Here is a 22,032-nt window from a genome sequence, read left to right on the forward strand (position 1 = left end):
TGACTGACATCACAGGATTGCCAATACTCATGGCAACTTGACGCTACCCGCACGGAACAAGGAACCACTCTTTGAAGCTGGAACTCAAGAACAGCTTGTCTGTGAAGTTGCTCCGAGTCGTGCTCCTCTCGGCATTGATCGTTGGCATGGTCTTGAGCTGCGCCCAGATCGTGTTCGATGCCTACAAAACCAACCAGGCCGTCGCCAGTGACGCCCAACGGATCCTCGACATGTTCCGCGATCCTTCGACCCAGGCCGTCTACAGCCTGGACCGGGAGATGGGCATGCAAGTGATCGAGGGCCTGTTCCAGGACGAAGCCGTGCGCATGGCTTCCATCGGCCATCCACGCGAAACCATGCTCGCCGAAAAAAGCCGGCCCTTGCAGCGCTCCGAAAGCCGCTGGCTGACCGACCTGATCCTGGGCAAGGAGCGCACCTTCACCACGCAACTGGTGGGACGCGGCCCCTATAGCGAATATTACGGCGACCTGAGCATTACCCTCGACACCGCCACCTACGGCGAGGGTTTCATCGTCAGCTCGGTGATCATCTTCATCTCCGGGATGCTCCGGGCCCTGGCCATGGGCCTGGTGCTGTACCTGGTCTATCACTGGCTGCTGACCAAACCGTTGTCGCGCATCATCGAGCACCTGACCGAAATCAACCCCGATCGCCCCAGCGCGCACAAGATCCCGCAGTTGCGCGGCCACGAACAAAACGAGCTGGGCCTGTGGATCAATACGGCCAACCAACTGCTCGAATCCATCGAGCGCAACACGCACCTGCGCCACGAAGCGGAAAACAGCCTGCTGCGCATGGCCCAGTACGACTTTCTCACCGGTCTGCCCAACCGCCAGCAACTTCAACAGCAACTGGACAAGATCCTGGTGGACGCCGGACGCCTGCAACGCCGGGTGGCGGTGTTGTGTGTAGGGCTGGATGATTTCAAGGGCATCAACGAACAGTTCAGCTATCAGACCGGCGACCAGTTGCTGCTGGCCCTGGCCGATCGGCTGCGGGCCCACAGCGGCCGACTCGGCGCACTGGCGCGGCTGGGGGGCGATCAGTTCGCGCTGGTCCAGGCCGACATCGAACAGCCCTACGAGGCGGCCGAACTGGCTCAAAGCATCCTCGATGACCTGGAAGCGCCGTTCGCCATCGACGATCAACAAATCCGCCTGCGGGCCACTATCGGCATCACGCTCTTCCCCGAAGACGGCGACAGCACCGAGAAACTGTTGCAGAAAGCCGAGCAGACCATGACCCTGGCCAAGAGCCGCTCGCGCAATCGCTACCAGTTCTACATCGCCAGCGTCGACAGCGAGATGCGTCGGCGTCGCGAACTGGAGAAAGACTTGCGCGAGGCCCTGGCCCGCGAGCAGTTCACCCTGGTGTACCAGCCGCAGATCAGCTACCGCGACCTGCGGGTGGTGGGCACCGAAGCCCTGATCCGCTGGCACCATCCCGAGCACGGCCTGGTGCCGCCGGATCTGTTCATTCCCCTGGCCGAGCAGAACGGCACCATTATCGCCATCGGTGAATGGGTGCTGGACCAGGCTTGCAGGCAATTGCGCGACTGGCACGACCAGGGTTTCCTCGACCTGCGCATGGCGGTCAACCTGTCGACGGTGCAACTGCACCACGCCGAACTGCCGCGGGTGGTGAACAATCTCCTGCAAATGTACCGGCTGCCGCCGCGCAGCCTGGAGCTGGAGGTTACCGAGACCGGCCTGATGGAAGACATCACCACCGCAGCCCAGCATTTGCTGAGCCTGCGCCGCTCCGGGGCGCTGATTGCCATTGATGACTTCGGGACCGGCTATTCGTCCCTGAGCTACCTCAAGAGCCTGCCGCTGGACAAAATCAAGATCGACAAGAGCTTCGTCCAGGACCTGCTCGACGACGAGGACGATGCAACCATCGTCCGGGCCATCATCCAGTTGGGCAAGAGCCTGGGGATGCAGGTCATTGCCGAAGGCGTCGAAACAGTCGAGCAGGAAGCCTACATCATCGCCGAGGGCTGCCACGAAGGTCAGGGGTATTACTACAGCAAACCGCTGCCGGCACGGGAATTGGGCCTTTACCTGAAGCAGGCCGAGCGCAGCAAGGTTTCCATCATCTGACGCCTCCCCTGGGCGCCAAGCCTCGCTTCGCGAGGCAGTTCCTACAGACACTGTCGAAGGCGGCAATCTTCCATCATTAAATAAGAAATATTTACACCTGCAACCCTTTACACATAATGCAAATCTTTCGCATTATGTCGCAGTTTTGCGCACCCTCGCGCCTGTCCCATCCATCATCGAAGCAGGATGTTTGCCATGATTCGTATGCCCCTGGCTACCGCCAGTCTGCTGGCTATCGCTATTTCCCTCGCCGGTTGCGGCGAAGGCAAAGACAAGGCCGCCGCCCCGCAAGCGCCAACGCCTGCCGCCAGCACCGCGGCACCGGCCGCCCCTGCTGCCGCCGGCAAAATCGACGAAGCGGCCGCCAAGGCCGTCGTCGCGCACTATGCCGACATCGTCTATGCCGTCTACAGCGATGCCGAATCCACGGCAAAAACCCTGCAAACCGCCGTCGACGCGTTCCTGGCCAAGCCGAACGCCGAGACCCTGAAGGCCGCCCGGGCTGCCTGGGTCGCCGCACGCGTGCCTTACCTGCAAAGTGAAGTGTTCCGCTTCGGCAACACCATCATCGACGACTGGGAAGGCCAGGTGAACGCCTGGCCCCTGGACGAGGGCCTGATCGACTATGTCGACAAATCCTACGAGCACGCCTTGGGTAACCCGGGCGCCACCGCCAACATCATCGCCAACACCGAAGTCCAGGTCGGCGAAGACAAGGTCGACGTGAAGGACATCACCCCGGAAAAACTCGCCAGCCTGAACGAGCTGGGCGGTTCCGAGGCCAACGTCGCCACCGGCTACCACGCCATCGAATTCCTGCTGTGGGGCCAGGACCTCAACGGCACCGGCCCTGGTGCGGGCAACCGCCCGGCATCGGACTACCTGCAAGGTGCTGGCGCCACCGGTGGTCACAACGACCGTCGTCGTGCCTACCTCAAGTCCGTGACCCAATTGCTGGTCAACGACCTCGAAGAGATGGTCGGCAACTGGAAGCCGAACGTGGCCGACAACTACCGCGCCACCCTGGAAGCCGAGCCCGCCGAAAGCGGCCTGCGCAAGATGCTGTTCGGCATGGGCAGCCTGTCCTTGGGTGAACTGGCGGGCGAGCGCATGAAGGTGTCCCTGGAAGCCAACTCTCCAGAAGACGAGCAGGATTGCTTCAGCGACAACACCCACAACTCGCACTTCTACGATGCCAAGGGCGTGCGTAACGTGTACCTGGGCGAATACACCCGCGTCGACGGCACCAAGATGACCGGCGCGAGCCTGTCGTCCCTGGTCGCCAAGGCCGATCCGGCCGCGGATACGGCGCTCAAGGCCGACCTGGCCGACACCGAGGCCAAGATCCAGGTCATGGTCGATCACGCCAACAAGGGTGAGCACTACGACCAACTGATCGCCGCCGGCAACACCGCGGGCAACCAGATCGTGCGCGACGCCATCGCCGCACTGGTCAAGCAGACCGGTTCGATCGAACAGGCCGCGGGCAAACTGGGCATCAGCGACCTGAACCCGGACAACGCTGATCACGAGTTCTGATCAACGCCGGCTGGCTGAAAAAAAGCGACCTTCGGGTCGCTTTTTCTTGTCTGATGCCCGCCACTCAGTAGACATGAAGCCGAAGCTGTTTTTGTGGCGAGGGGATTTATCCCCGCTCGAGTGCGCAGCGCTCGCCGACAACTGGCAGCGTTGCACAGAGTTCTGGGATTGCTTCGCAATCCAACGGGGATAAATCCCCTCGCCACAGATTCGGTGCTTGCAGGTCCTTGGTGGCTCATCACTGCAACCCCGCAAGCCGCCCTTCGATAAACCGCCGTTCCGGCAGTTGCTGCGTCAGTTCGAGCGCTCGGCGGTACGCCGCCCTCGCCTCGTCCAATCGTCCCAGTTGACGACAGAATTCCGCCTGCGCCGAGTAGGCCAGGTGATAGTCGAGTAATTCCCCACGCTCCAGGATCGCCTCGACCAGGCGCAAGCCGACTTCCGGTCCGTCGCGCTGGGCCAGGGCAGCGGCGCGGTTGAGTTCGATCACCGGCGACGGCACGGCACGCAGCAGCACATCATAAAGCCCGACGATCTGCGGCCAGTCGGTCTGCTCTGCCGTCGGTGCTTCGGCATGCACCGCCGCAATCGCCGCCTGCAGGCAGTACGGCCCGAACCGCCGGGTCTTCAGCGCAGCCTCCACCAATGCACAGCCCTCGGCGATCAGCTCGGCATCCCACAAGGATCGTGCCTGTTCATCCAGCAGGATCAGTTCACCGGTCGATGACGTTCGTGCCGGGCGCCGGGATTCGTGCAGCAGCATCAATGCCAGCAACCCCATCACCTCCGCGTCGGGCAACAACTCCATCAGCAGGCGCCCGAGGCGGATGGCTTCGCGCGTCAGGTCTTCGCGGGTCAGCTCGGCGCCCATCGAGGCCGAATAACCCTCGTTGAACACCAGGTAGATCACCCGCAGCACGCTGTCCAGCCGTTCCGGCAGTTCCGCGCGGGACGGCACTTGGTAGGGGATCCTGGCATCGCGGATTTTCGCCTTGGCCCGCACGATACGCTGGGCAATGGCTGCCGGGGCGGCGAGGAATGCCCGGGCGATTTGCTCGGTGGTCAGGTCGCAGACTTCCCGCAACGTCAGGGGCACTTGGGCATCCGCCGCCAGGGCCGGGTGGCAACAGGTGAAAATCAGCCGCAGGCGATCATCTTCCACGTCTTCGTCACTCCACTGGCCCTGCTCCAGCTCTTCGAGCTGGGCGATCAACATCGGTCGGGACGCGGCGAAACGCGCGCGCCGGCGCAAACTGTCGATGGCTTTGAAACGCCCGGCAGACACCAGCCAGGCCCGCGGGTTGTCCGGCACCCCGTCGCGCTGCCAGCGCTCGACCGCAATGAAGAAGGCCTCGTGCAAGGCTTCTTCGGCGAGGTCGAAGTCCCCCAGCAGGCGAATCAACGTCGCCAGGATCCTCCGCGAGTCTTGCCGATAAACCTGCTCGACCCGCGCCTTGACCGCTTCGACCGGCATCAGTCGGGCATGCCTTGGGGGCCCCACCCTTGGATCAGCAAGGCTGGCTCGCTCCGGGGGCGGAAAATCTTCTGACCCGGGGCGTCGATCGTTCGGCTGATGAATAACGCGTGGGGGGCAGCTGCAAGGTTCATGAATGAAGTCCTGCTTGTATTTATTGTTCAGGGGTTCAGTTGGCGCACCGGTCGCACTTCGACGCAGCCGACCCGGGCCGCCGGGATATTGCCGGCGACCTGGATGGCTTCGTTGAGGTCCTTGGCATCGATCAGGTAGAAGCCGGCCAGTTGCTCCTTGGTTTCGGCGAACGGGCCGTCGATGATCGACAGCTTGCCGCCGCGCATGCGCACCGTGGTGGCGGTCTGCACCGACTCCAGGGCCTCGGCGGCCAGCATCCGCCCACTGCCCTGGATCGATTCGGCATAGGCCATGCACTCGGCGTCCTCCGGGCTGTCGGGCGAGTTGTGCAGCGTGTGTTCGTTGCTATACACCAGGCATAGGTACTTCATGGAAGGCTCCGCGATCGGACTGATCAACTATGGACGGTAGAATGTGGCTCAGCAAAAAAACCGACGATCAGGGTTGTAGGTCGAACAGCGTCGTACCGGCCATCGGGTCGAACGGCGCGGACCAATGTTCATGGACGATCCGCCATTGCCCGGCTACACGCCGGTAGCAGGCCGTCACACGCATCCAGCAGGCCTGTTCCTCGCCCTTGTCATTGGTGCCGCCACAATAGGCCAGCCAGTGGGCGAAGGCGATGTTCTCTGCCGGGGTAATCTTGACCTGATGGAAGTCGAACTTGTGCGGGCCGGGGCACATTTCCATGCAGGCTTGCCAATGGGCCCGGTAAGCGGTCTTGCCCTTGAATTGCAAGGCCTGGATGGCATCGAACGAGACGATGTCTTCGTCATAGAGTGCCATGACCTTTTCAACGTCCTTGGCCATGACCGCTTGGCGATAGGTGTCGATCAGGACCTGGATTTCGGTTTCAGTGGCTTGGGTATTCATGGTGATTCTCCGCAGTTTTTTGTTGAAGACACCCTTTGTCGTTTGGAGAAACAGCAAATCGACAACCCAACAAAAATGATTCAAAGAAAAAATTCGCTAGAATCCAGGTTCTATTCTGCTGGCAAACAACGGACGTTCTTGTGACCGCTCAGCTTGTCCCCTACGAAGACCTGACCCCGCTGCAACGCGAACAGGTCAGTGCCATCGAAATCCACCCCGAACAGATCAAGTTCGCTGGCGATATCCACGGCGCCCTGCACACGCTGCTGTCCAAGCCAGGCCCCGGGGTCAAAGGGTTTGCGCTATTGGCTGAAGAGGTGCCAGTGGCCTTCCTGCTGCTCAAGCGCCCACCGGTACTGCCCGCCTGGGCCAATGAACACAGCGCCACCCTGCATGCCCTGCAAGTCGATCACCGGGCCCAGGGCAAAGGTTATGGCAAGGCCTGCCTACAGGCGCTACCCGCCGTGGCGCGAGCCGCCTGGCCGGAAATCCGCGGGCTGGAACTGTCGGTTGACGCCGATAACGACTCGGCCATCGGCCTGTATTCCCGGCTGGGCTGGGTCGACAGTGGCGAGGCCTACAAGGGCCGCATCGGTTACGAGCGGCGGATGGGGTTGGCGTTCTGATGGACCTTGCCCCATAGACACTCATGACCGTGAAGCACCTGCGCGGGCGCAGGCCAGCCTGTACTGAAGCGGCGACGGTCAGCTTGGCTTGAGCGGGATCCAGATCTCCAGGGTGCCTTCGCCGGTCCTGGGGTTGAAATCCTCGCTGTAGCGCTCGAACTCCGGCAGCTCGGCCGCTGTATGACCGGAATGTGGCAGCCACTCGTTCCAGATGTATTGGAACGTGTCCGGTAGTTGTTTCAACGGCCCCTTGTGTTCGAAGACGGCGTAATACCCAGGCTGGATTTCGACCCAGCGGTACTGTTCCGGCAAATCGTCAAGCCGGCTGATTTCCACGCCAGCGATGTATTCGAACCCACCCTTCCCGTCCGGGTTGCAACACACGCCGTAGGTCACTTCATCTTGCTGCCCTGGCACCTTGCCGAGCCAGGGCAGGAACTTTTCCCAGAGCAAAGGGATGTCCTGGGCAGTGTCCTGGGTAAACCGAGCACCAAAGCCGGCGATAAGCTGAAAACGTCCCTGTTCAAAGCGTGGTTGGGCTGTGTAATCGCGTTTGTGCTTTTCCATGCGGCAACACTCCAGCAAAACGTGAAGTCGGGTTTGGCAGTATAGAAGCCAAACCGTGATTGCCAGGGCCGTTTCGCCTGTCAGATTCCAGGCAAGGCGTTGGCGACAGCTTTTCCTACAAACTCGTTGTAGCCAGAAATGATCACGTACACCGCGAAATAGCAGAAGATCGCGGCGGATGCCCAATAGGAGCAACGCAGCAGTTTATCCCCCAACAATTTGCCACCCTGGGTTGCCGCCAGGCACAGGGCCGCGCACCACAACAATCCGGCGCAGAGAAAACCACTGAGGAACAGCGCCGAGCTGAGCAAGGTGCCACCACCCGAACGCGCGATAAGTGTACCGCCCACCGCAGCGAACCAGAGGATGGCACTGGGCGACGACATGGCCAGGAAAATCCCGCGAAAAAACTCCTGGCGCGAGGAATTGCCCTGCACCTCCCCGGCCTCGGCAAGCACGGCGCTGTGATAAATCGCCGAATGGATCATCTTCGCCGCGAAATACAGCAACAGCACCGAGCCTCCGAGCCACAGCACCCAACGCACCGCCTCGTATTGCAGCAGGACTGTCATGCCCGCCAAGGCCAGGACGGCGTAGATCAGGTCGCCCACGCAGGTGCCCAGGCCCAAGGCGAAACCCTGGAAGTAACCGCGCTGCATCGCCAGGGTGATCATTGCGATATTGGCCACGCCTATGTCCAGGCACAGGGAGAGACTCAGCAGGAAACCGCTGGAAAATTCCATCATTCATTCCGTTCGATTGGGCTACAGCGAATTCAACGGCCCGCAGCCGGCGTTGATGGCTGCGTGGCAAGGTCGACAGTGTCGTCGAAAATAGTTGCGCGCGGCTACTGGACAATCCGACATCCGCCCGATTATCTTGCGCCGCAGGCCACCGCAGTGGCCAACGTCGCTCGGACGGTTCCGGGCGCTCACGTATCTCGAGGCAACAATGGCCGAACAAGGTTCGCCGCGCCGCTTTGCGCGCATCGATCGACTCCCCCCTTACGTATTCAATATCACTGCCGAGCTGAAGATGGCTGCGCGTCGGCGCGGCGAAGACATCATCGACTTGAGCATGGGTAACCCCGACGGCGCCACACCCCCGCACATCGTGGAAAAACTGGTCACCGTCGCCCAGCGGGAAGACACCCACGGCTATTCCACCTCCAAAGGCATCCCGCGCCTGCGCCGCGCCATTTCGCGCTGGTACAAGGATCGCTATGAGGTGGACATCGACCCGGAAACCGAAGCCATTGTCACCATCGGTTCCAAGGAAGGCCTGGCCCACCTGATGCTGGCCACCCTGGACCAGGGCGACACGGTGCTGGTGCCCAACCCCAGCTATCCGATCCACATCTACGGTGCGGTGATCGCCGGCGCCCAAGTCCGTTCGGTACCGCTGGTGCCAGGGGTGGATTTCTTCGCTGAACTGGAGCGGGCCATCCGCGGCTCGATTCCCAAGCCGAAGATGATGATCCTCGGCTTCCCCTCCAACCCCACCGCCCAGTGCGTGGAGCTGGACTTCTTCGAACGGGTCATCGCCCTGGCCAAACAGTACGACGTCCTGGTGATCCACGACCTGGCCTACGCCGACATCGTCTACGACGGCTGGAAAGCCCCGTCGATCATGCAGGTGCCCGGCGCGAAAGACATCGCGGTGGAGTTCTTCACGCTGTCCAAGAGCTACAACATGGCTGGCTGGCGCATCGGTTTCATGGTGGGCAACCCGGAACTGGTCAACGCCCTGGCGCGGATCAAGAGCTACCACGACTACGGCACCTTCACGCCGCTGCAAGTGGCCGCCATCGCCGCCCTTGAAGGCGACCAGCAATGCGTGCGCGACATCGCCGAGCAGTACCGCCAGCGCCGCAACGTACTGGTCAAGGGGCTGCATGAACTGGGCTGGATGGTGGAAAACCCCAAGGCGTCGATGTACGTCTGGGCCAAGATCCCCGAAGCCTATGCCCACCTGGGCTCACTGGAATTTGCCAAGAAGCTGTTGGCCGAAGCCAAGGTCTGCGTCTCGCCGGGGGTGGGGTTCGGGGAATATGGGGATGATCACGTGCGCTTCGCGCTGATCGAAAACCAGGACCGGATTCGCCAGGCGGTACGTGGGATCCGGGGGATGTTCAGGGCCGATGGCTTGGTTCACAAAACCAACGGCTGAGACAAGAACCCATTGTGGCGAGGGAGCTTGCTCCCGCTGGGCCGCGAAGCGGCCCCAATGCGGCCACCGCTGCATTCCAATGAATCGCGGTAGCCGTTTGCGACTGCTTCGCAGTCGAGCGGGAGCAAGCTCCCTCGCCACACATGGTGTGTTGCGCTTAGACCACCAGCGACAGCAACAGGATAAAGATCAACCCCACCACCGACAGGATGGTTTCCATCGCGGTCCAGGTCTTGAAGGTCTCGGCCACGGTCATGTTGAAGTACTGCTTGACCAACCAGAAGCCCGCGTCGTTGACGTGGGACAGGATCAACGAACCGGCACCGGTCGCCAGCACCAGCAGCTCACGGTTCACACCCGGCATCATCCCCACCACCGGCACCACGATCCCGGCACCGGTAATGGTCGCCACTGTCGCCGAGCCTGTGGCAATGCGGATCACCGCAGCCACCAGCCACGCCAGCAGGATCGGCGAGATCTGCGCACTCACCGCCATGTGGCCGATCACGTCACCCACACCACTGGTCACCAGCATCTGCTTGAAGCCACCGCCCGCACCGATGATCAGGATAATCGCGGCGGTCGGCGCCAGGCTGGCGTCCAGCCATTTGAGCATCTGGCTGGAACCGATTCCCTGCTTGTAGCCGAAGGTGTACAGCGACAGCAGCAACGCCAGCAGCAACGCCGAGATCGGGTGGCCGATCATGTCCATCCAGGCGCGGAAGAGATTGCCATCGGGCAGCGCCACGTCAGCGAAGGTCTTGAGCAACATCAGGAATACCGGCGACAGCACGGTGATCAGGGTGATGCTGAAACTTGGCAGCTCGGCAGCATTCGTCTCGCGCGCCAGTTGGTCCACCAGCTCTTGGTTCGGATGGCCGGGGATGTGCTTGGCAATGAACGTACCGAAGATCGGGCCGGCAATGATGGCCGTCGGCAGCGCTACGATCAGGCCATAGAGAATGGTCTTGCCGATGTCGGCACCAAACACGCCAATCGCCAGCAGCGGCCCCGGGTGCGGCGGCACCAGGCCGTGGACCGCGGAAAGACCTGCCAGCAGCGGGATACCGATCTTGATGATCGACACGCCCGTGCGACGTGCAACGATGAACACCAGCGGGATCAGCAGCACGAAGCCGATTTCGAAGAACAGCGGAATGCCCACCAGGAACGCGGCGAACATCATGGCCCACTGCACCTTGTCCTTGCCGAAGGCGCGGATCAGGGTCTGGGCGATCTGATCGGCCCCGCCCGACTCGGCCATCATTTTGCCGAGCATCGTGCCCAGCGCCAGGATGATGCCGACAAAGCCCAGCACGCCACCGAAGCCGTCCTGGAACGCCTTGATGATGGTGCCGGTCGGCATGCCCGACGTCAGGCCGAGGAACGCGGCGGCGATGGTCAGTGCAATGAACGGGTGGAATTTGAACTTGGTGATGAGGATGATGAGTCCGATCACCGTGACCACTGCATCGAGCAGCAGGAACGTCTCGTGGGACATGCCAAACATGGGAGGTGTCTCCTGATTTGTTGTTGTTATTGAAGCAGTTATTGGTTAGCCGTCGGGGTAGCGCTATCTTTCTGACGCAAACTTTTTGAAACTCAGCCAGCAAGCTTCAAACCATGGTCCAACCACCAGACGTAAGCCTGATGCGCCAACTCTTCAACGCTGTGGCTGGACGCATCCAGAGCCAGGGTCAGGGGCTCGCCGACAGGGGATTGCAGGGTGGCAAACTGGCTGTCGATCAACGTCGACGGCATGAAATGGCCGGGACGATGGGAAACACGGTCGGCGGCCACTTCAGGGGTCAATTCAAGGAACACGAAGCCAAGGCCTGGCAAGGCACTGCGCAGACGCTCGCGATAACTGTGCTTGAGGGCCGAGCAGGTCAGCACCGGGCGCTCGCCCTTGGCGTCGACACGGCGCAACTCATCGCACAGGCTGTCGAGCCAGCCGGCACGGTCGTCGTCGTTCAAGGGAATACCGGCGCTCATCTTCTGGATGTTGGCCGCAGGGTGGAAAGTGTCGCCTTCAATGGCAGTGGCGCCGCTCAACTCGCATAGCGCCTGGCTGACGCAAGTTTTGCCGCAACCGGCAACGCCCATGATGACCAGGGCGGTGATGGGATTATTCATGTAACACCTCAGCGCGCAGACAGCGCTACCTTTGCCAGTTATGACACCGCAGCAAAAGCAGAAGTTGCCGACGCCTTCTTGTCATTTTTGTGGTTGCAGCATGTTCGTTCACGACACCAGCACACGGGGGATCAGGCAAACCCCACTTACGCAATTGCAGCCGCGTCGAGACAGCGCTACCTTAGTGCCTTGATTTTTGTTTGGCAAGCCGCCCTGATGACCGCCCCTAAAAACGATAAGAATACTCGCACCACCGGTCGCCCTACGCTCAACGAAGTCGCACGCCTGGCCGGTGTCAGCCCCATCACCGCCTCCCGTGCCCTGCGTGGCGTCAGCACCGTCGCCGCCGACCTGGTGGAAAAAGTCCGCCAGGCCGCCGTGGAACTCAACTACGTGGTCAATCCCGCCGCCCGCGCCCTGGCTTCGGCCCAGAGCCATTCGGTGGTGGTGCTGGTGCCGTCGTTGTCCAACCTGTTGTTCATCGACACCCTGGAAGCCATTCATCGGGTGCTGCGCCCCAAGGGTTTCGAAGTGGTGATCGGCAACTATCACTACTCCCGGGACGAAGAAGAAGACCTGCTGCGCAACTACATGGCCTATCAGCCGCGTGGTTTGCTGCTGACCGGTTTCGACCGCACCGAAAGCGCCCGACGCATGATCGAAGCCAGCAACATTCCCTGCGTGTACATGATGGAACTGGACCCCGGCGCGGGGCTCAACTGCGTCGGTTTTTCCCAGCTCAAGGCCGGCGAAACAGCGGCTGAGCACCTGATTTCCAAAGGTCGCAAGCGCCTGGCCTACATCGGCGCGCAACTGGATCAACGCACCCTGCTGCGTGGCGAAGGTTTTCGCCGCGCCCTGCAGAAAGCCGGCCGCTATGACCCGGACCTGGAACTGCTGACCCCGCGTCCGTCATCGGTAGGCCTGGGCGGCGAGCTGTTCCTGCAATTGCTGGCCAGTCATCCGGACGTCGACGCAATCTTCTTCGGCAACGACGACCTGGCCCACGGCGCCCTGCTCGAAGCATTGCGCTGCGGCATCAAGATTCCCGAGCAGGTGTCGATCCTCGGTTTCAACGACCTGCCTGCCTCGGCCCACATGGTGCCGCGCCTGAGCAGCATCAGCACCCCACGGGAAGCCATCGGCCGCCGCGCCGCCGAGCAAATGCTGACGTTGATGGCCGGCAACCGCATCGCGCAGCCGGTGGTGGACATGGGTTTCGAGCTCAAGGTTCGCGAAAGCACCTGAGGCGCCACGCTCAAGCGGTCGATCCATGCCGTCCGACGGCAAGGGTTGGCCGCCCCCCTCGCCACGCACTTGTCCACACCCCTTGGAATACGGCCATCGCGCAGGCGGCATGGGAATTGCTCCTGCCCATCGCTCAGCCATTACCTACAGGTGTTCATCATGTTGGTCAGTGCCAAACAGCAAGCGATGGTCTTGCCACTCAAACGCCCGGGCGAGGACCCCACCGCCGAAGCCGCCAGCGGCCTGCAAAGCGCCGCGTTGCAGGCGTTGCGCGATAACGTCCAGGTCCAGGCCAGCCAGGGCGCAGCCCAAGTCCAGGACTCCTTCACCAAACGAGCCACGCAACAGGTCAATGCGAGCACCGCCATCAGCGACAACGTCGACGAGGCATTCGCCAAGACCCGCGTGCAATTGCAGACCGCTGCTTCACCCGCGTCCGAAGAAACCACGACGCTTGGAGGTTCTGCGACGGCAGAATTCAAGGACTACATGAGCAAGACGCCCGAAGAGCGCCTGCGCGAAAGCATTCTCGAAGAGATGGGCATTACTGAGGAAGAGTTCGAGGCGATGCCGCCCGAGAAGCAGATGGCGGTCAGCCAGGAGATCGCCCAGCGCATGCAGGACAAGTCGGCGATGGCACAAGTGGAAAAGGCCCAGCAGAGCCGCACCGACGACAAAACCTCGGCCACCGACATGTTTCTCGCCTCGCTTTGAGCCTTGGCCCATGGCGGAGCGTTTGAGCTGGGGTTAGCGCCCCAGCTCAAACCTGAGGTCAACCGAGGCAGTATCGGCTCAATGTCCGAACAGGTTCACCTTCTTGGTTTTTTTGTCGGCGCGCTTTTCATCGGCAGTCTTCGCCGGTTTTTTCTTCGCCGCTTTTTTTGAATCCATGCCTTTGGCCATGATACGTACTCCACTCATACGGGATGTGAAGTCAGGTATACACCTATCGCCGTACCTGCGTTCTTTTATAATCGCCCTCCCCTTATCGCCTACGACCTTGTCATGTCCGAAATCCATTACGCAGCGCTCGAAGAATCGCTTTGGCCGCTGATGAACAAGTTTTATCGCGCCCACCAATCCTCGATGAAAGCGGTGCGTGACGCGCAGCTTTGGGTGGCGCGGCGGGATGAAATCGTCGCAGCGCTGTGCCTGCGGCCGGTGTCGGGCGGGCATTGGTTGACGGGGTTGTTTGTCGACCCGGCGTACCGTGTACAGGGCATCGCCGCACGGTTGATAGCCGAAGCGGTGAACGGCGTGAATGAACCGGTGTGGCTGTTCTGCCACCCGGACTTGCGCGGTTTTTATGAGCGGCGCGGGTTCAGCTTCGACCCTGAACTGCCCTATGCGATGGCTGAGCGCCTGAGCCGATATGCGCGTAGCAAGCCGATGATTGCGATGGGGTGGGAGCCTTCGCGCCCTTCCTGACACAGCTCGCTCCCACAGGGTTCGGTGGGGTATCAATCGTCGGCCGCTGGGTCCAGGTCCGGGAACATCACCTCGGTAAACCCGAACTTGCTGAAATCACTGATACGCGACGGGTACAAGCGCCCGATCAGGTGATCACACTCATGCTGCACCACCCGCGCATGAAAGCCCGACGCGTAACGCACGATCGGCTCGCCCTTGGGATCGAAGCCTTCGTAGCGGATGTCCCGGTAGCGCTCGACCGCCCCGCGCAGGCCCGGCACTGACAGGCAACCTTCGAACCCCTCTTCCATCTGCGGGCCCAGTGGGGTGATCAGCGGGTTGATCAAGATGGTCTGGGGCACCGCCTCGGCGTCGGGGTAACGCGCGCTGTGCTCAAAGCCGAAGATCACCAGTTGCAGGTCCACGCCGATCTGTGGCGCCGCCAGGCCGACGCCGCCGACGCTTTCCATGGTCTGGAACATGTCGTCGATCAGTTGCCACAATTCTGGGCTGTCGAACATTTCGGTGGGCACTGGCGGGGCGATGCGCAGCAGGCGTTCGTCGCCCATTTTCAGGATGTCACGGATCATGGTCGGGCTTCGTCAGGGTGGGGATGAGGGATGGAATGGTCGCGGCCCAGGCCCGACACATGCTGTTTTTCGTGCTCGCCCGCGCTCTTTTCCCCCGGGTTCTTGCCCTCGGTGGACATGTGCTCGATCACCGCATTCATCTCCGCACCGAGCAGCAGCACTGCCGAAGAAATATAGAAATACAGCAACAACACGATGATCGCACCGATGCTGCCATACATGGCGTTGTAGTTGGCAAAGGTCTTGACGTAAAACGCAAAGCCCAGGGAGGCAATGATCCACACCACCACTGCCAGCACCGACCCCGGCGTGATGAAGCGAAACTCCTGCTTGACGTCGGGCATCACGTAATAGATCAGCGCCACGGCCACCATCAGCAAGATCACGATCACCGGCCAGCGCACGATCGTCCAGAGCGTGACGATGAACTCCTCCAAGCCGACCTGGGCCGCAATCCAGCCCATTACCTGTGGCCCGAGTACCATCAACGCCGCAGCGGCCAGCAGCATGCCGGCGATACCGACGGTGTAGAAGATCGACAGCGGAAAACGCTTCCAGGCCGGGCGGCCTTCCACCACATCGTAGGCGGCGTTCATCGCGCTCATCATCAGTCGCACGCCTGCCGAGGCGGTCCACAACGCAATGACGATACCCACCGACAACAATCCGCCCTTGGATTGCTGGAGCTGGTCGATCACCGGGTTGACCTGCTCCAGGGCCTGGGGTGGCAGCACCAGTTCCGATTGCAGGCGCAGCCAGGAGAAAAAGTCCGGCAGGTGCAGGAAGCCGATCAACGCGATCAAAAAGAGAATGAAAGGAAACAGCGAAAACAGCATTTGGTAGGCCAATGCCGAGGCGTAGGTCGACATCTCGTCGTCGAGAAACTCGGTCACGGTGCGCATCATCACACGATGCAAGGGTAAGCCTTTCAAGGCCGGGAACATCATGTGCGTCTCCTTTCGCCGCAAAAAAGGGGGTCGCTTGGCGACTCAGGGGCCGTTATCACAACAAAGTAGCCTGTTTGGCGACGCTGGATCAATTTCGTCTTTCATGCCCGACGCTGAATTGACCGGCGATTGCCGAGCCAAGTTTCATTGTTCCTACAGGCGGGGCTTTATGTTTGCCCGGCAACGACCGAGAATGCTCCACGTATTCAGGCTGCGGCCTGAAGCTCCAACCCCGTAGGAACGTTATGAAACTCGATAAAAAGCAGGCCATCGCCCGCAGGAACCAGGAACTGGGCGGCGCCGTACTGGGCGTCAACAACTGCCACTTCAGCGAATTGAACCGCAACCGCAACATCTTCTGGTTCGATATCCCGGTGGCGCGCCTGGCCATCGGTCAATACGAATGGATTCACCTGCTGCTGCACACGCCGGCCACCGATGAGCTGCTGCACCTGAAGGTGCCGACCGTGTTCCTGCGCGAGAAAATGGAAGGCTTGGAAGTGCGCAACCAGGGCAAGCGCAAGGCGGCCCTGAGCCTGGAGCTGAGCGCCGACAAGGATTCCTACCTGCAGGACATGCGGCCAGGTGGTACTAACCTGGATTTTGCGCAGTTCCGGTTGTAACCGGACCCGAGAAGCACCCGCACCCTGTGGCGAGGGGATTTATCCCCGCTGGGCTGCGCAGCAGACCCAAAAAGCGAGGGCCGCTTCGCAGCCCAACGGGGATAAATCCCCTCGCCACAAAAGCGGTCTCGCTTCAGGTCATCGCCCAACAAAAAGCCCCACTTCTGCGGGGCTTTCGTCTACAAGCTTTTACTTCTTCAGCCCCAGCTTCCTGAGTTCTTCATCCCGCAACTCGCGCCGCAGGATCTTGCCCACGTTGGTGGTCGGCAAGGCATCACGGAACTCCACGGCCTTGGGCACCTTGTAGCCGGTGACGTTGGCACGCATGTGTTCCATCACCTGCTCCTTGGTCAACGTGACGCCCGGTCGTGCGACGATGAAGATCTTGATCGCCTCGCCGGACTTCTCGTCCGGTATGCCGATGGCCGCGCACTGCAGCACGCCCGGCAGGGTTGCCAGCACGTCTTCCAGCTCGTTGGGGTACACGTTGAAACCGGAGATCAGGATCATGTCTTTCTTGCGATCGACGATCCGCATGTAGCCGTCCGGCTGGATCAGCGCGATGTCGCCGGTCTTGAGCCAGCCTTCGCTGTCGAGGATCTCGTCGGTGGCGTCCTGGCGCTGCCAGTAGCCCTTCATGACCTGCGGACCTTTCACACACAATTCGCCGATTTCGCCCAATGGCTGTTCGACGCCCGCGTCATTGATCACCTTGCACAGCGTCGACGGCACCGGAATGCCGATGGTACCGACCTGGATGTTCTGGATCGGGTTGACGGTGGCCACCGGGCTGGTTTCGGTCATGCCATAACCTTCGCAGATCGGGCAGCCGGTCACCGCTTTCCAGCGCTCGGCAGCGGCCAGTTGCAGGGCCATGCCGCCAGACAGGGTGACTTTCAGGGCCGAGAAATCCAGCTTGCGGAAGGCTTCGTTGTTGCACAGGGCCACGAACAGCGTATTGAGGCCGACGAAACCGCTGAACTTCCACTTCGACAGCTCCTTGACCATCGCCGGCAGGTCACGCGGGTTGCTGATCAGGATGTTGTGGTTGCCGATCAGCATCATCGCCATGCAATGAAAGGTGAAGGCATAGATGTGGTACAGCGGCAGCGGGGTGATCAGGATCTCGCAACCTTCATTGAGGTTGGAGCCCATCAGCGCCTTGCACTGCAACATGTTCGCCACCAGGTTGCGGTGGGTGAGCATCGCGCCCTTGGCCACGCCGGTGGTGCCACCGGTGTATTGCAGCACGGCGACATCGTCGCTGGTGGGGTTGGCTTCGCTCACGGGTTGGTCGTGGCCTTTGCTCAGCACGTCGTTGAACTTGACGGCCTTGGGCAGGTGATAGGCCGGGACCATCTTCTTGACGTACTTGATCACGCTGTTGATCAACAGGCGCTTGAGTGGCGGCAGCAGGTCGGCGACTTCGGTGACGATGACGTGCTTGACGCTCGTCTTGGGTACCACGGTCTCGGCCAGGTGCGCCATGTTCGCCAGGCACACCAGCGCCTTGGCCCCGGAGTCGTTGAACTGGTGTTCCATTTCCCGCGCGGTGTACAGCGGGTTGGTGTTGACCACGATCAGCCCGGCGCGGATCGCACCAAACACGGCCACCGGGTACTGGAGAACGTTAGGCAACTGCACGGCGATTCGATCGCCGGGCTGTAAATCGGTATGCTGCTGCAGGTACGCGGCAAAGGCACCGGACAACTCGTAGAGTTCACCGTAGGTGATCGTCTTGCCGAGGTTGCTGAATGCCGGCTTGTTGGCAAAGCGTTGGCAGGACTGCTTCAACACCGCCTGAATATTCGGATACTCGTCTGGATTGATGTCGGCAGCAATCCCAGCTGGGTACTTATCCTTCCAAAAGTCTTCAATCATGGAAGCCCACTCCTCAGCAACGCGAATTCTCACCGCATTTGATGCGATTATTATTGGTGTGTGTTTATTGGTGAATCTGGCTTGAATCAAGGCCGAGAAGTCACAAAAGCGCGCCGAGAGTAGCAGCTTTGCCGGGGGCCGACTAGAGCCAAAAACAGCCCCCACAGTCACAAACATGACTCATGAATGATTCATAGTCATTTTTAGAGTAAAAATTCCAAACACCATCTGAATCGCCCTGGATACCCAAAAAACTGTGGGAGCGAGCAAGCTCGCTCCCACAGGGGGTTCTACTGGACCTCTCTGGCCTCAGGCGATATCCCGCAGCTCCCGCCGCAGGATCTTGCCCACCGGGGTCATCGGCAATGAGTCCCGCAACACGATGTGCTTGGGTATCTTGTAGCCGGTGAAGTTCTCCTTGCAGTAGGCCTTGAGTTCTTCAAGGCTGACGCCGGTTTCGCGCGCCACCACGAACAGCTTCACCGCCTCCCCCGAGCGTTCGTCCGGCACGCCAATCACCGCACAGTTGGCCACCTTCGGATGGGCCATCACCACGTCTTCGATCTCGTTGGGGTACACATTGAAGCCCGAGACAATGATCATGTCCTTCTTGCGGTCGACGATGCGCACGAAACCGTCCGGGTCGATCACCGCAATATCGCCGGACCTGAACCAGCCGTCGTGGTCCAGCACTTCGGCCGTGGCCTCGGGCTTGTTCCAGTAGCCTTTCATGATCTGCGGGCCCTTGATGCACAGCTCGCCGCGCTCGCCCAGGGGCTGCTCGACGCCATCGTCGTTGATCACTTTCATCAGCGTGCCCGGCACCGGCATTCCCACCGTGCCCAGCCGGGACTTGCCGCCGTAAGGATTGGCACTGGCCACTGGTGAGGTTTCGGTCAGGCCATAACCTTCGGTGATGCCGCACCCGGTGATCTGCTCCCAACGCTCGGCGGTGGCTTTGATCAGCGCCGTGCCACCTGAGTTGGTGACCTTGAGGTTGGAAAAATCCAGGGTCTTGAAATCCGGATGGTCCATCAAGGCCACGAACAACGTGTTGAGCCCCAGCAGCAGCGAGAAACGCCAGTTCTTCAGTTCCTTGATGAAACCACCGATGTCCCGCGGATTGGTGATCAGCACGTTGTGGTTGCCGGTCACCATCATGCACATGCAGTTCGCCGTGAACGCATAGATATGGTAAAGCGGCAGCGGTGCGATCATGACCTCCTGGCCCTCGCGCAACAGTGGATGGCCGTCATCGCCGAGCTGCCCCAGGCAGGCCCGAGCCTGTTGCATGTTGGCCACCAGGTTGCCGTGGGTCAGCATCGCGCCCTTCGCCAACCCGGTGGTGCCGCCGGTGTATTGCAACACCGCAATATCGTCGAGGCTGACTTTCAGCGGCTTGATGCCCTGGCCGCGTCCCAGGCGCAAGGCGCTCTTGAAGGAAATGGCCTGGGGCAGCGAATAGGCCGGGACCATTTTCTTGACCTTGCTCACCATCGTGTTGACCAGCCAGCCCTTGGCGGTGGGCATCAGGTCGCCCATCTTCGCTTCGATCAGGTACTGCAGGTCCGTATCGGGCAACACCTCCTGGACTTTCTGCCCGAACATGTTCAGGTACACCAGCGCCCGGGCACCGGAGTCCTTGAACTGATGACGCATTTCCCGCGCGGTGTACAAAGGGTTGGTGTTGACCACGATCAGCCCGGCGCGCAAGGCACCGAACACGGCGATCGGGTACTGCAGGATGTTGGGCATCTGCACCGCGATTCGATCACCTGGCGCCAGGTCGGTATGGGCTTGCAGGTAGCCGGCGAAAGCCGCGCTGTAGCGCTCCAGCTCGGCATAGGTGAGGGTCACCCCCATGTTGCTGAACGCCGGACGGTCGGCAAATTTCTTACAGGAACGTTCGAACACCTCGATCACCGACTTGTAGGCCCCAAGGTCGACATCCAGGGGCACCCCGGCCGGGCGTTTGTCATTCCAGAAATCAGGCTGCATTGTTTTTGTCCTCTTTACCTGAGCATGTCCGGGCCGCATCTGTATCGCTTGCAGAGGCGGAGCTCCTGGGACACTAGCAGCTATGGCCAATCAGGCAAATATGGCAACCTGCGTCATAGATTGTGTGAATCTTCTTGCCATGGCATAGCCTGATCAGGCGAGACGCAGCGGATGCGCTATACAATGCAGCGACGCTGCGTCTGACTTTGTGCAAAGGAATCGCCATGATCCACCAAACGTTCTGGCTGACCGCGACCGACCATAGCCGCCTGTTCGTCAACCAGTGGCTGCCCGAAACCGCCCCTTTGGCGGTGATCATGCTGGCTCACGGCATGGCCGAACACAGCGGCCGCTACGCCCGTCTGGCCCAGGCACTGTGCGACGAAGGCTATGGTGTCTGCGCTGTGGACCTGCGCGGCCATGGCAAGAGCGGCGAGGAAGCGATTCTCGGCCATTTTGCCGACGAGGACGGCTGGACCAAGGTCGTGGGCGACCTGGCCAGCCTCAACCACCACATCGTCCAGCAATATCCCGATACCCCCATCCTGCTGCTGGGCCACAGCATGGGCAGCTACATCGCCCAGGGTTACCTCTTGCATCACAGCGCCAGCCTGCACGGGGCGATTCTCAGCGGCTCAAACTTTCAGCCGGTGACGCTCTACCGCAGCGCTCGCCTGATCGCCCGCTTCGAACGCTGGCGCCAGGGTGCCACGGGGCGCAGCGCGTTGATCGAGTGGCTGTCGTTCGGCAGTTTCAACAAGAAATTCAAACCCACGCGCACCCCCTTCGACTGGCTCAGCCGCGACCCGGCCGAAGTCGACAAGTACGTCCACGACCCGCTGTGTGGCTTTCGCTGCACCAATCAACTGTGGGTCGACCTGCTCGGCGGGTTGCAGCAAATCAGCAAAGCGTCCAATCTCGCCCAGATCGATCCGGGCCTGCCTCTGCTGGTGATCGGTGGCGAATGTGATCCGGTGAGCGAAGGCAAGCGTCTGAAGGATCTGGCCGACGCCTTGCGTGACGCCGGCATCCGGCACCTGCAATTGACGATTTATCCGCAGGCCCGACACGAACTGTTCAATGAAACCAACCGCGATGAAGTGACCGCCGACGTGCTGGCCTGGATTGCCCAGGCCCTTAGCCACAAGCGGCCGCCACGCAGCGAGTAGGCTTGCAGCATTTATCCTTTACTCCTTCACAGGATTTGAAACAGATGACCCAGGTTACCAACACCCCTTACGAAGCCCTCGAAATCGGCCAGACCGCCAGCTACAGCAAGACTGTCGAAGAACGTGACATCCAGCTGTTCGCCGCGATGTCGGGCGATCACAACCCGGTGCACCTGGACGCCGAGTTCGCCGCCGCGAGCATGTTCAAGGAACGCATCGCCCATGGCATGTTCAGCGGTGCGCTGATCAGCGCGGCGGTAGCCTGTGAGTTGCCTGGGCCGGGCACGATCTATATCGGCCAGCAGATGAGCTTCCAGAAACCGGTGAAAATCGGCGACACCCTGACCGTGCGCCTGGAGATCCTGGAAAAACTGCCGAAATTCCGTGTGCGCATCGCCACACGTGTGTTCAACCAGCGCGACGAGCTGGTGGTGGACGGCGAGGCCGAAATCCTCGCGCCGCGCAAGCAACAGACCGTGACGTTGCCGACGTTGCCTACGATTACTGTTGGTTGACTACCACGG

General features: G+C 61.0%; 21 protein-coding genes. 10 read left to right on the forward strand and 11 right to left on the reverse strand.

Features of this window, described 5'->3' with window-relative positions; all coding sequences use genetic code 11:
- Window positions 1-71: 71 nt before the first annotated feature.
- Both BT116_RS08145 and BT116_RS08150 read left to right on the forward strand, forming a co-directional pair.
- On the forward strand, window positions 72-2,123 hold the full coding sequence (locus BT116_RS08145) for a putative bifunctional diguanylate cyclase/phosphodiesterase (RefSeq protein WP_072342070.1): 2,052 nt from the start codon (window positions 72-74) through the stop codon (window positions 2,121-2,123).
- Between the two features lie 195 nt (window positions 2,124-2,318).
- Window positions 2,319-3,662, forward strand: coding sequence for an imelysin family protein (locus tag BT116_RS08150; protein ID WP_072342073.1), 1,344 nt, complete (start codon window positions 2,319-2,321; stop codon window positions 3,660-3,662).
- Window positions 3,663-3,900: 238 nt separating this feature from the next.
- Here BT116_RS08150 and BT116_RS08155 read toward each other — a convergent pair whose 3' ends face one another.
- The 3 genes from BT116_RS08155 to BT116_RS08170 all read right to left on the reverse strand — a co-directional run bounded on the left by BT116_RS08155 (window position 3,901) and on the right by BT116_RS08170 (window position 6,144).
- Window positions 3,901-5,136 carry an RNA polymerase sigma factor gene (locus BT116_RS08155; RefSeq protein ID WP_072342076.1) on the reverse strand — a complete coding sequence of 412 codons (1,236 nt, stop codon included), beginning with the start codon at window positions 5,134-5,136 and terminating at the stop codon, window positions 3,901-3,903.
- A 161-nt stretch (window positions 5,137-5,297) separates the two neighbouring features.
- Window positions 5,298-5,642 (reverse strand): YciI family protein, encoded by a 345-nt coding sequence (locus BT116_RS08165; protein WP_063322612.1) that lies wholly within the window; start codon window positions 5,640-5,642, stop codon window positions 5,298-5,300.
- 67 nt (window positions 5,643-5,709) lie between these two features.
- On the reverse strand, window positions 5,710-6,144 hold the full coding sequence (locus tag BT116_RS08170) for a YybH family protein (protein ID WP_072342082.1): 435 nt from the start codon (window positions 6,142-6,144) through the stop codon (window positions 5,710-5,712).
- Window positions 6,145-6,284: 140 nt separating this feature from the next.
- Between BT116_RS08170 and BT116_RS08175 the strand changes: the two genes are divergently transcribed.
- A complete protein-coding gene (locus tag BT116_RS08175; RefSeq protein WP_063322614.1) occupies window positions 6,285-6,770 on the forward strand; it encodes a GNAT family N-acetyltransferase in 486 nt (161 codons plus the stop codon).
- Between the two features lie 78 nt (window positions 6,771-6,848).
- Here BT116_RS08175 and BT116_RS08180 read toward each other — a convergent pair whose 3' ends face one another.
- Window positions 6,849-7,337 (reverse strand): GyrI-like domain-containing protein, encoded by a 489-nt coding sequence (locus tag BT116_RS08180; RefSeq protein ID WP_063322615.1) that lies wholly within the window; start codon window positions 7,335-7,337, stop codon window positions 6,849-6,851.
- 80 nt (window positions 7,338-7,417) lie between these two features.
- Complete coding sequence (locus BT116_RS08185; RefSeq protein WP_072342085.1) at window positions 7,418-8,080, reverse strand: LysE family translocator; 663 nt, start codon at window positions 8,078-8,080, stop codon at window positions 7,418-7,420.
- Between the two features lie 208 nt (window positions 8,081-8,288).
- On the opposite strand from BT116_RS08185, the gene alaC reads away from it, so the two are divergent.
- Entirely contained in the window at window positions 8,289-9,506 is a 1,218-nt protein-coding gene (gene alaC, locus BT116_RS08190) for an alanine transaminase (RefSeq protein WP_063322617.1), read from the forward strand.
- Between the two features lie 157 nt (window positions 9,507-9,663).
- On the opposite strand, the gene BT116_RS08195 is transcribed toward alaC, so the two are convergent.
- Complete coding sequence (locus BT116_RS08195) at window positions 9,664-11,016, reverse strand: GntP family permease (protein ID WP_072342088.1); 1,353 nt, start codon at window positions 11,014-11,016, stop codon at window positions 9,664-9,666.
- A 92-nt stretch (window positions 11,017-11,108) separates the two neighbouring features.
- A complete protein-coding gene (locus BT116_RS08200; RefSeq protein WP_072342091.1) occupies window positions 11,109-11,642 on the reverse strand; it encodes a gluconokinase in 534 nt (177 codons plus the stop codon).
- 216 nt (window positions 11,643-11,858) lie between these two features.
- On the opposite strand from BT116_RS08200, the gene BT116_RS08205 reads away from it, so the two are divergent.
- The 3 genes from BT116_RS08205 to BT116_RS08215 all read left to right on the forward strand — a co-directional run bounded on the left by BT116_RS08205 (window position 11,859) and on the right by BT116_RS08215 (window position 14,318).
- Window positions 11,859-12,890, forward strand: a complete 1,032-nt coding sequence (locus BT116_RS08205) for an HTH-type transcriptional regulator GntR (RefSeq protein WP_072342094.1) — start codon at window positions 11,859-11,861, stop codon at window positions 12,888-12,890.
- A 159-nt stretch (window positions 12,891-13,049) separates the two neighbouring features.
- Complete coding sequence (locus tag BT116_RS08210) at window positions 13,050-13,604, forward strand: hypothetical protein (protein ID WP_072342097.1); 555 nt, start codon at window positions 13,050-13,052, stop codon at window positions 13,602-13,604.
- 291 nt (window positions 13,605-13,895) lie between these two features.
- On the forward strand, window positions 13,896-14,318 hold the full coding sequence (locus BT116_RS08215) for a GNAT family N-acetyltransferase (RefSeq protein WP_072342100.1): 423 nt from the start codon (window positions 13,896-13,898) through the stop codon (window positions 14,316-14,318).
- A gap of 32 nt (window positions 14,319-14,350) precedes the next feature.
- Here the strand turns inward: BT116_RS08215 and def are convergent, their stop codons facing one another.
- Together def and BT116_RS08225 are read right to left on the reverse strand one after the other, a co-directional pair.
- Complete coding sequence (gene def / locus BT116_RS08220; RefSeq protein ID WP_072342103.1) at window positions 14,351-14,890, reverse strand: peptide deformylase; 540 nt, start codon at window positions 14,888-14,890, stop codon at window positions 14,351-14,353.
- Window positions 14,887-15,837 carry a YihY/virulence factor BrkB family protein gene (locus BT116_RS08225; RefSeq protein WP_057448927.1) on the reverse strand — a complete coding sequence of 317 codons (951 nt, stop codon included), beginning with the start codon at window positions 15,835-15,837 and terminating at the stop codon, window positions 14,887-14,889. Before BT116_RS08225 ends, def begins: the two co-directional genes overlap by 4 nt.
- A 245-nt stretch (window positions 15,838-16,082) precedes the next feature.
- Between BT116_RS08225 and BT116_RS08230 the strand changes: the two genes are divergently transcribed.
- Entirely contained in the window at window positions 16,083-16,460 is a 378-nt protein-coding gene (locus BT116_RS08230) for a hypothetical protein (RefSeq protein ID WP_030139341.1), read from the forward strand.
- 189 nt (window positions 16,461-16,649) lie between these two features.
- On the opposite strand, the gene fadD1 is transcribed toward BT116_RS08230, so the two are convergent.
- Both fadD1 and fadD2 read right to left on the reverse strand, forming a co-directional pair.
- Entirely contained in the window at window positions 16,650-18,341 is a 1,692-nt protein-coding gene (gene fadD1, locus BT116_RS08235) for a long-chain-fatty-acid--CoA ligase FadD1 (RefSeq protein WP_072342106.1), read from the reverse strand.
- 309 nt (window positions 18,342-18,650) lie between these two features.
- A complete protein-coding gene (fadD2, locus tag BT116_RS08240; protein ID WP_072342109.1) occupies window positions 18,651-20,339 on the reverse strand; it encodes a long-chain-fatty-acid--CoA ligase FadD2 in 1,689 nt (562 codons plus the stop codon).
- 224 nt (window positions 20,340-20,563) lie between these two features.
- Between fadD2 and BT116_RS08245 the strand changes: the two genes are divergently transcribed.
- Both BT116_RS08245 and BT116_RS08250 read left to right on the forward strand, forming a co-directional pair.
- Entirely contained in the window at window positions 20,564-21,508 is a 945-nt protein-coding gene (locus tag BT116_RS08245) for an alpha/beta hydrolase (RefSeq protein WP_072342112.1), read from the forward strand.
- Between the two features lie 44 nt (window positions 21,509-21,552).
- The gene (locus BT116_RS08250) at window positions 21,553-22,023 is read left to right on the forward strand and encodes a MaoC family dehydratase (protein ID WP_072342114.1); all 471 of its coding nucleotides are present in this window, start codon (window positions 21,553-21,555) and stop codon (window positions 22,021-22,023) included.
- Window positions 22,024-22,032: the final 9 nt, after the last annotated feature.

It is taken from the genome of Pseudomonas sp. NFACC16-2 (genome assembly GCF_900119205.1).
Lineage (GTDB): Bacteria > Pseudomonadota > Gammaproteobacteria > Pseudomonadales > Pseudomonadaceae > Aquipseudomonas > Aquipseudomonas fluorescens_Q.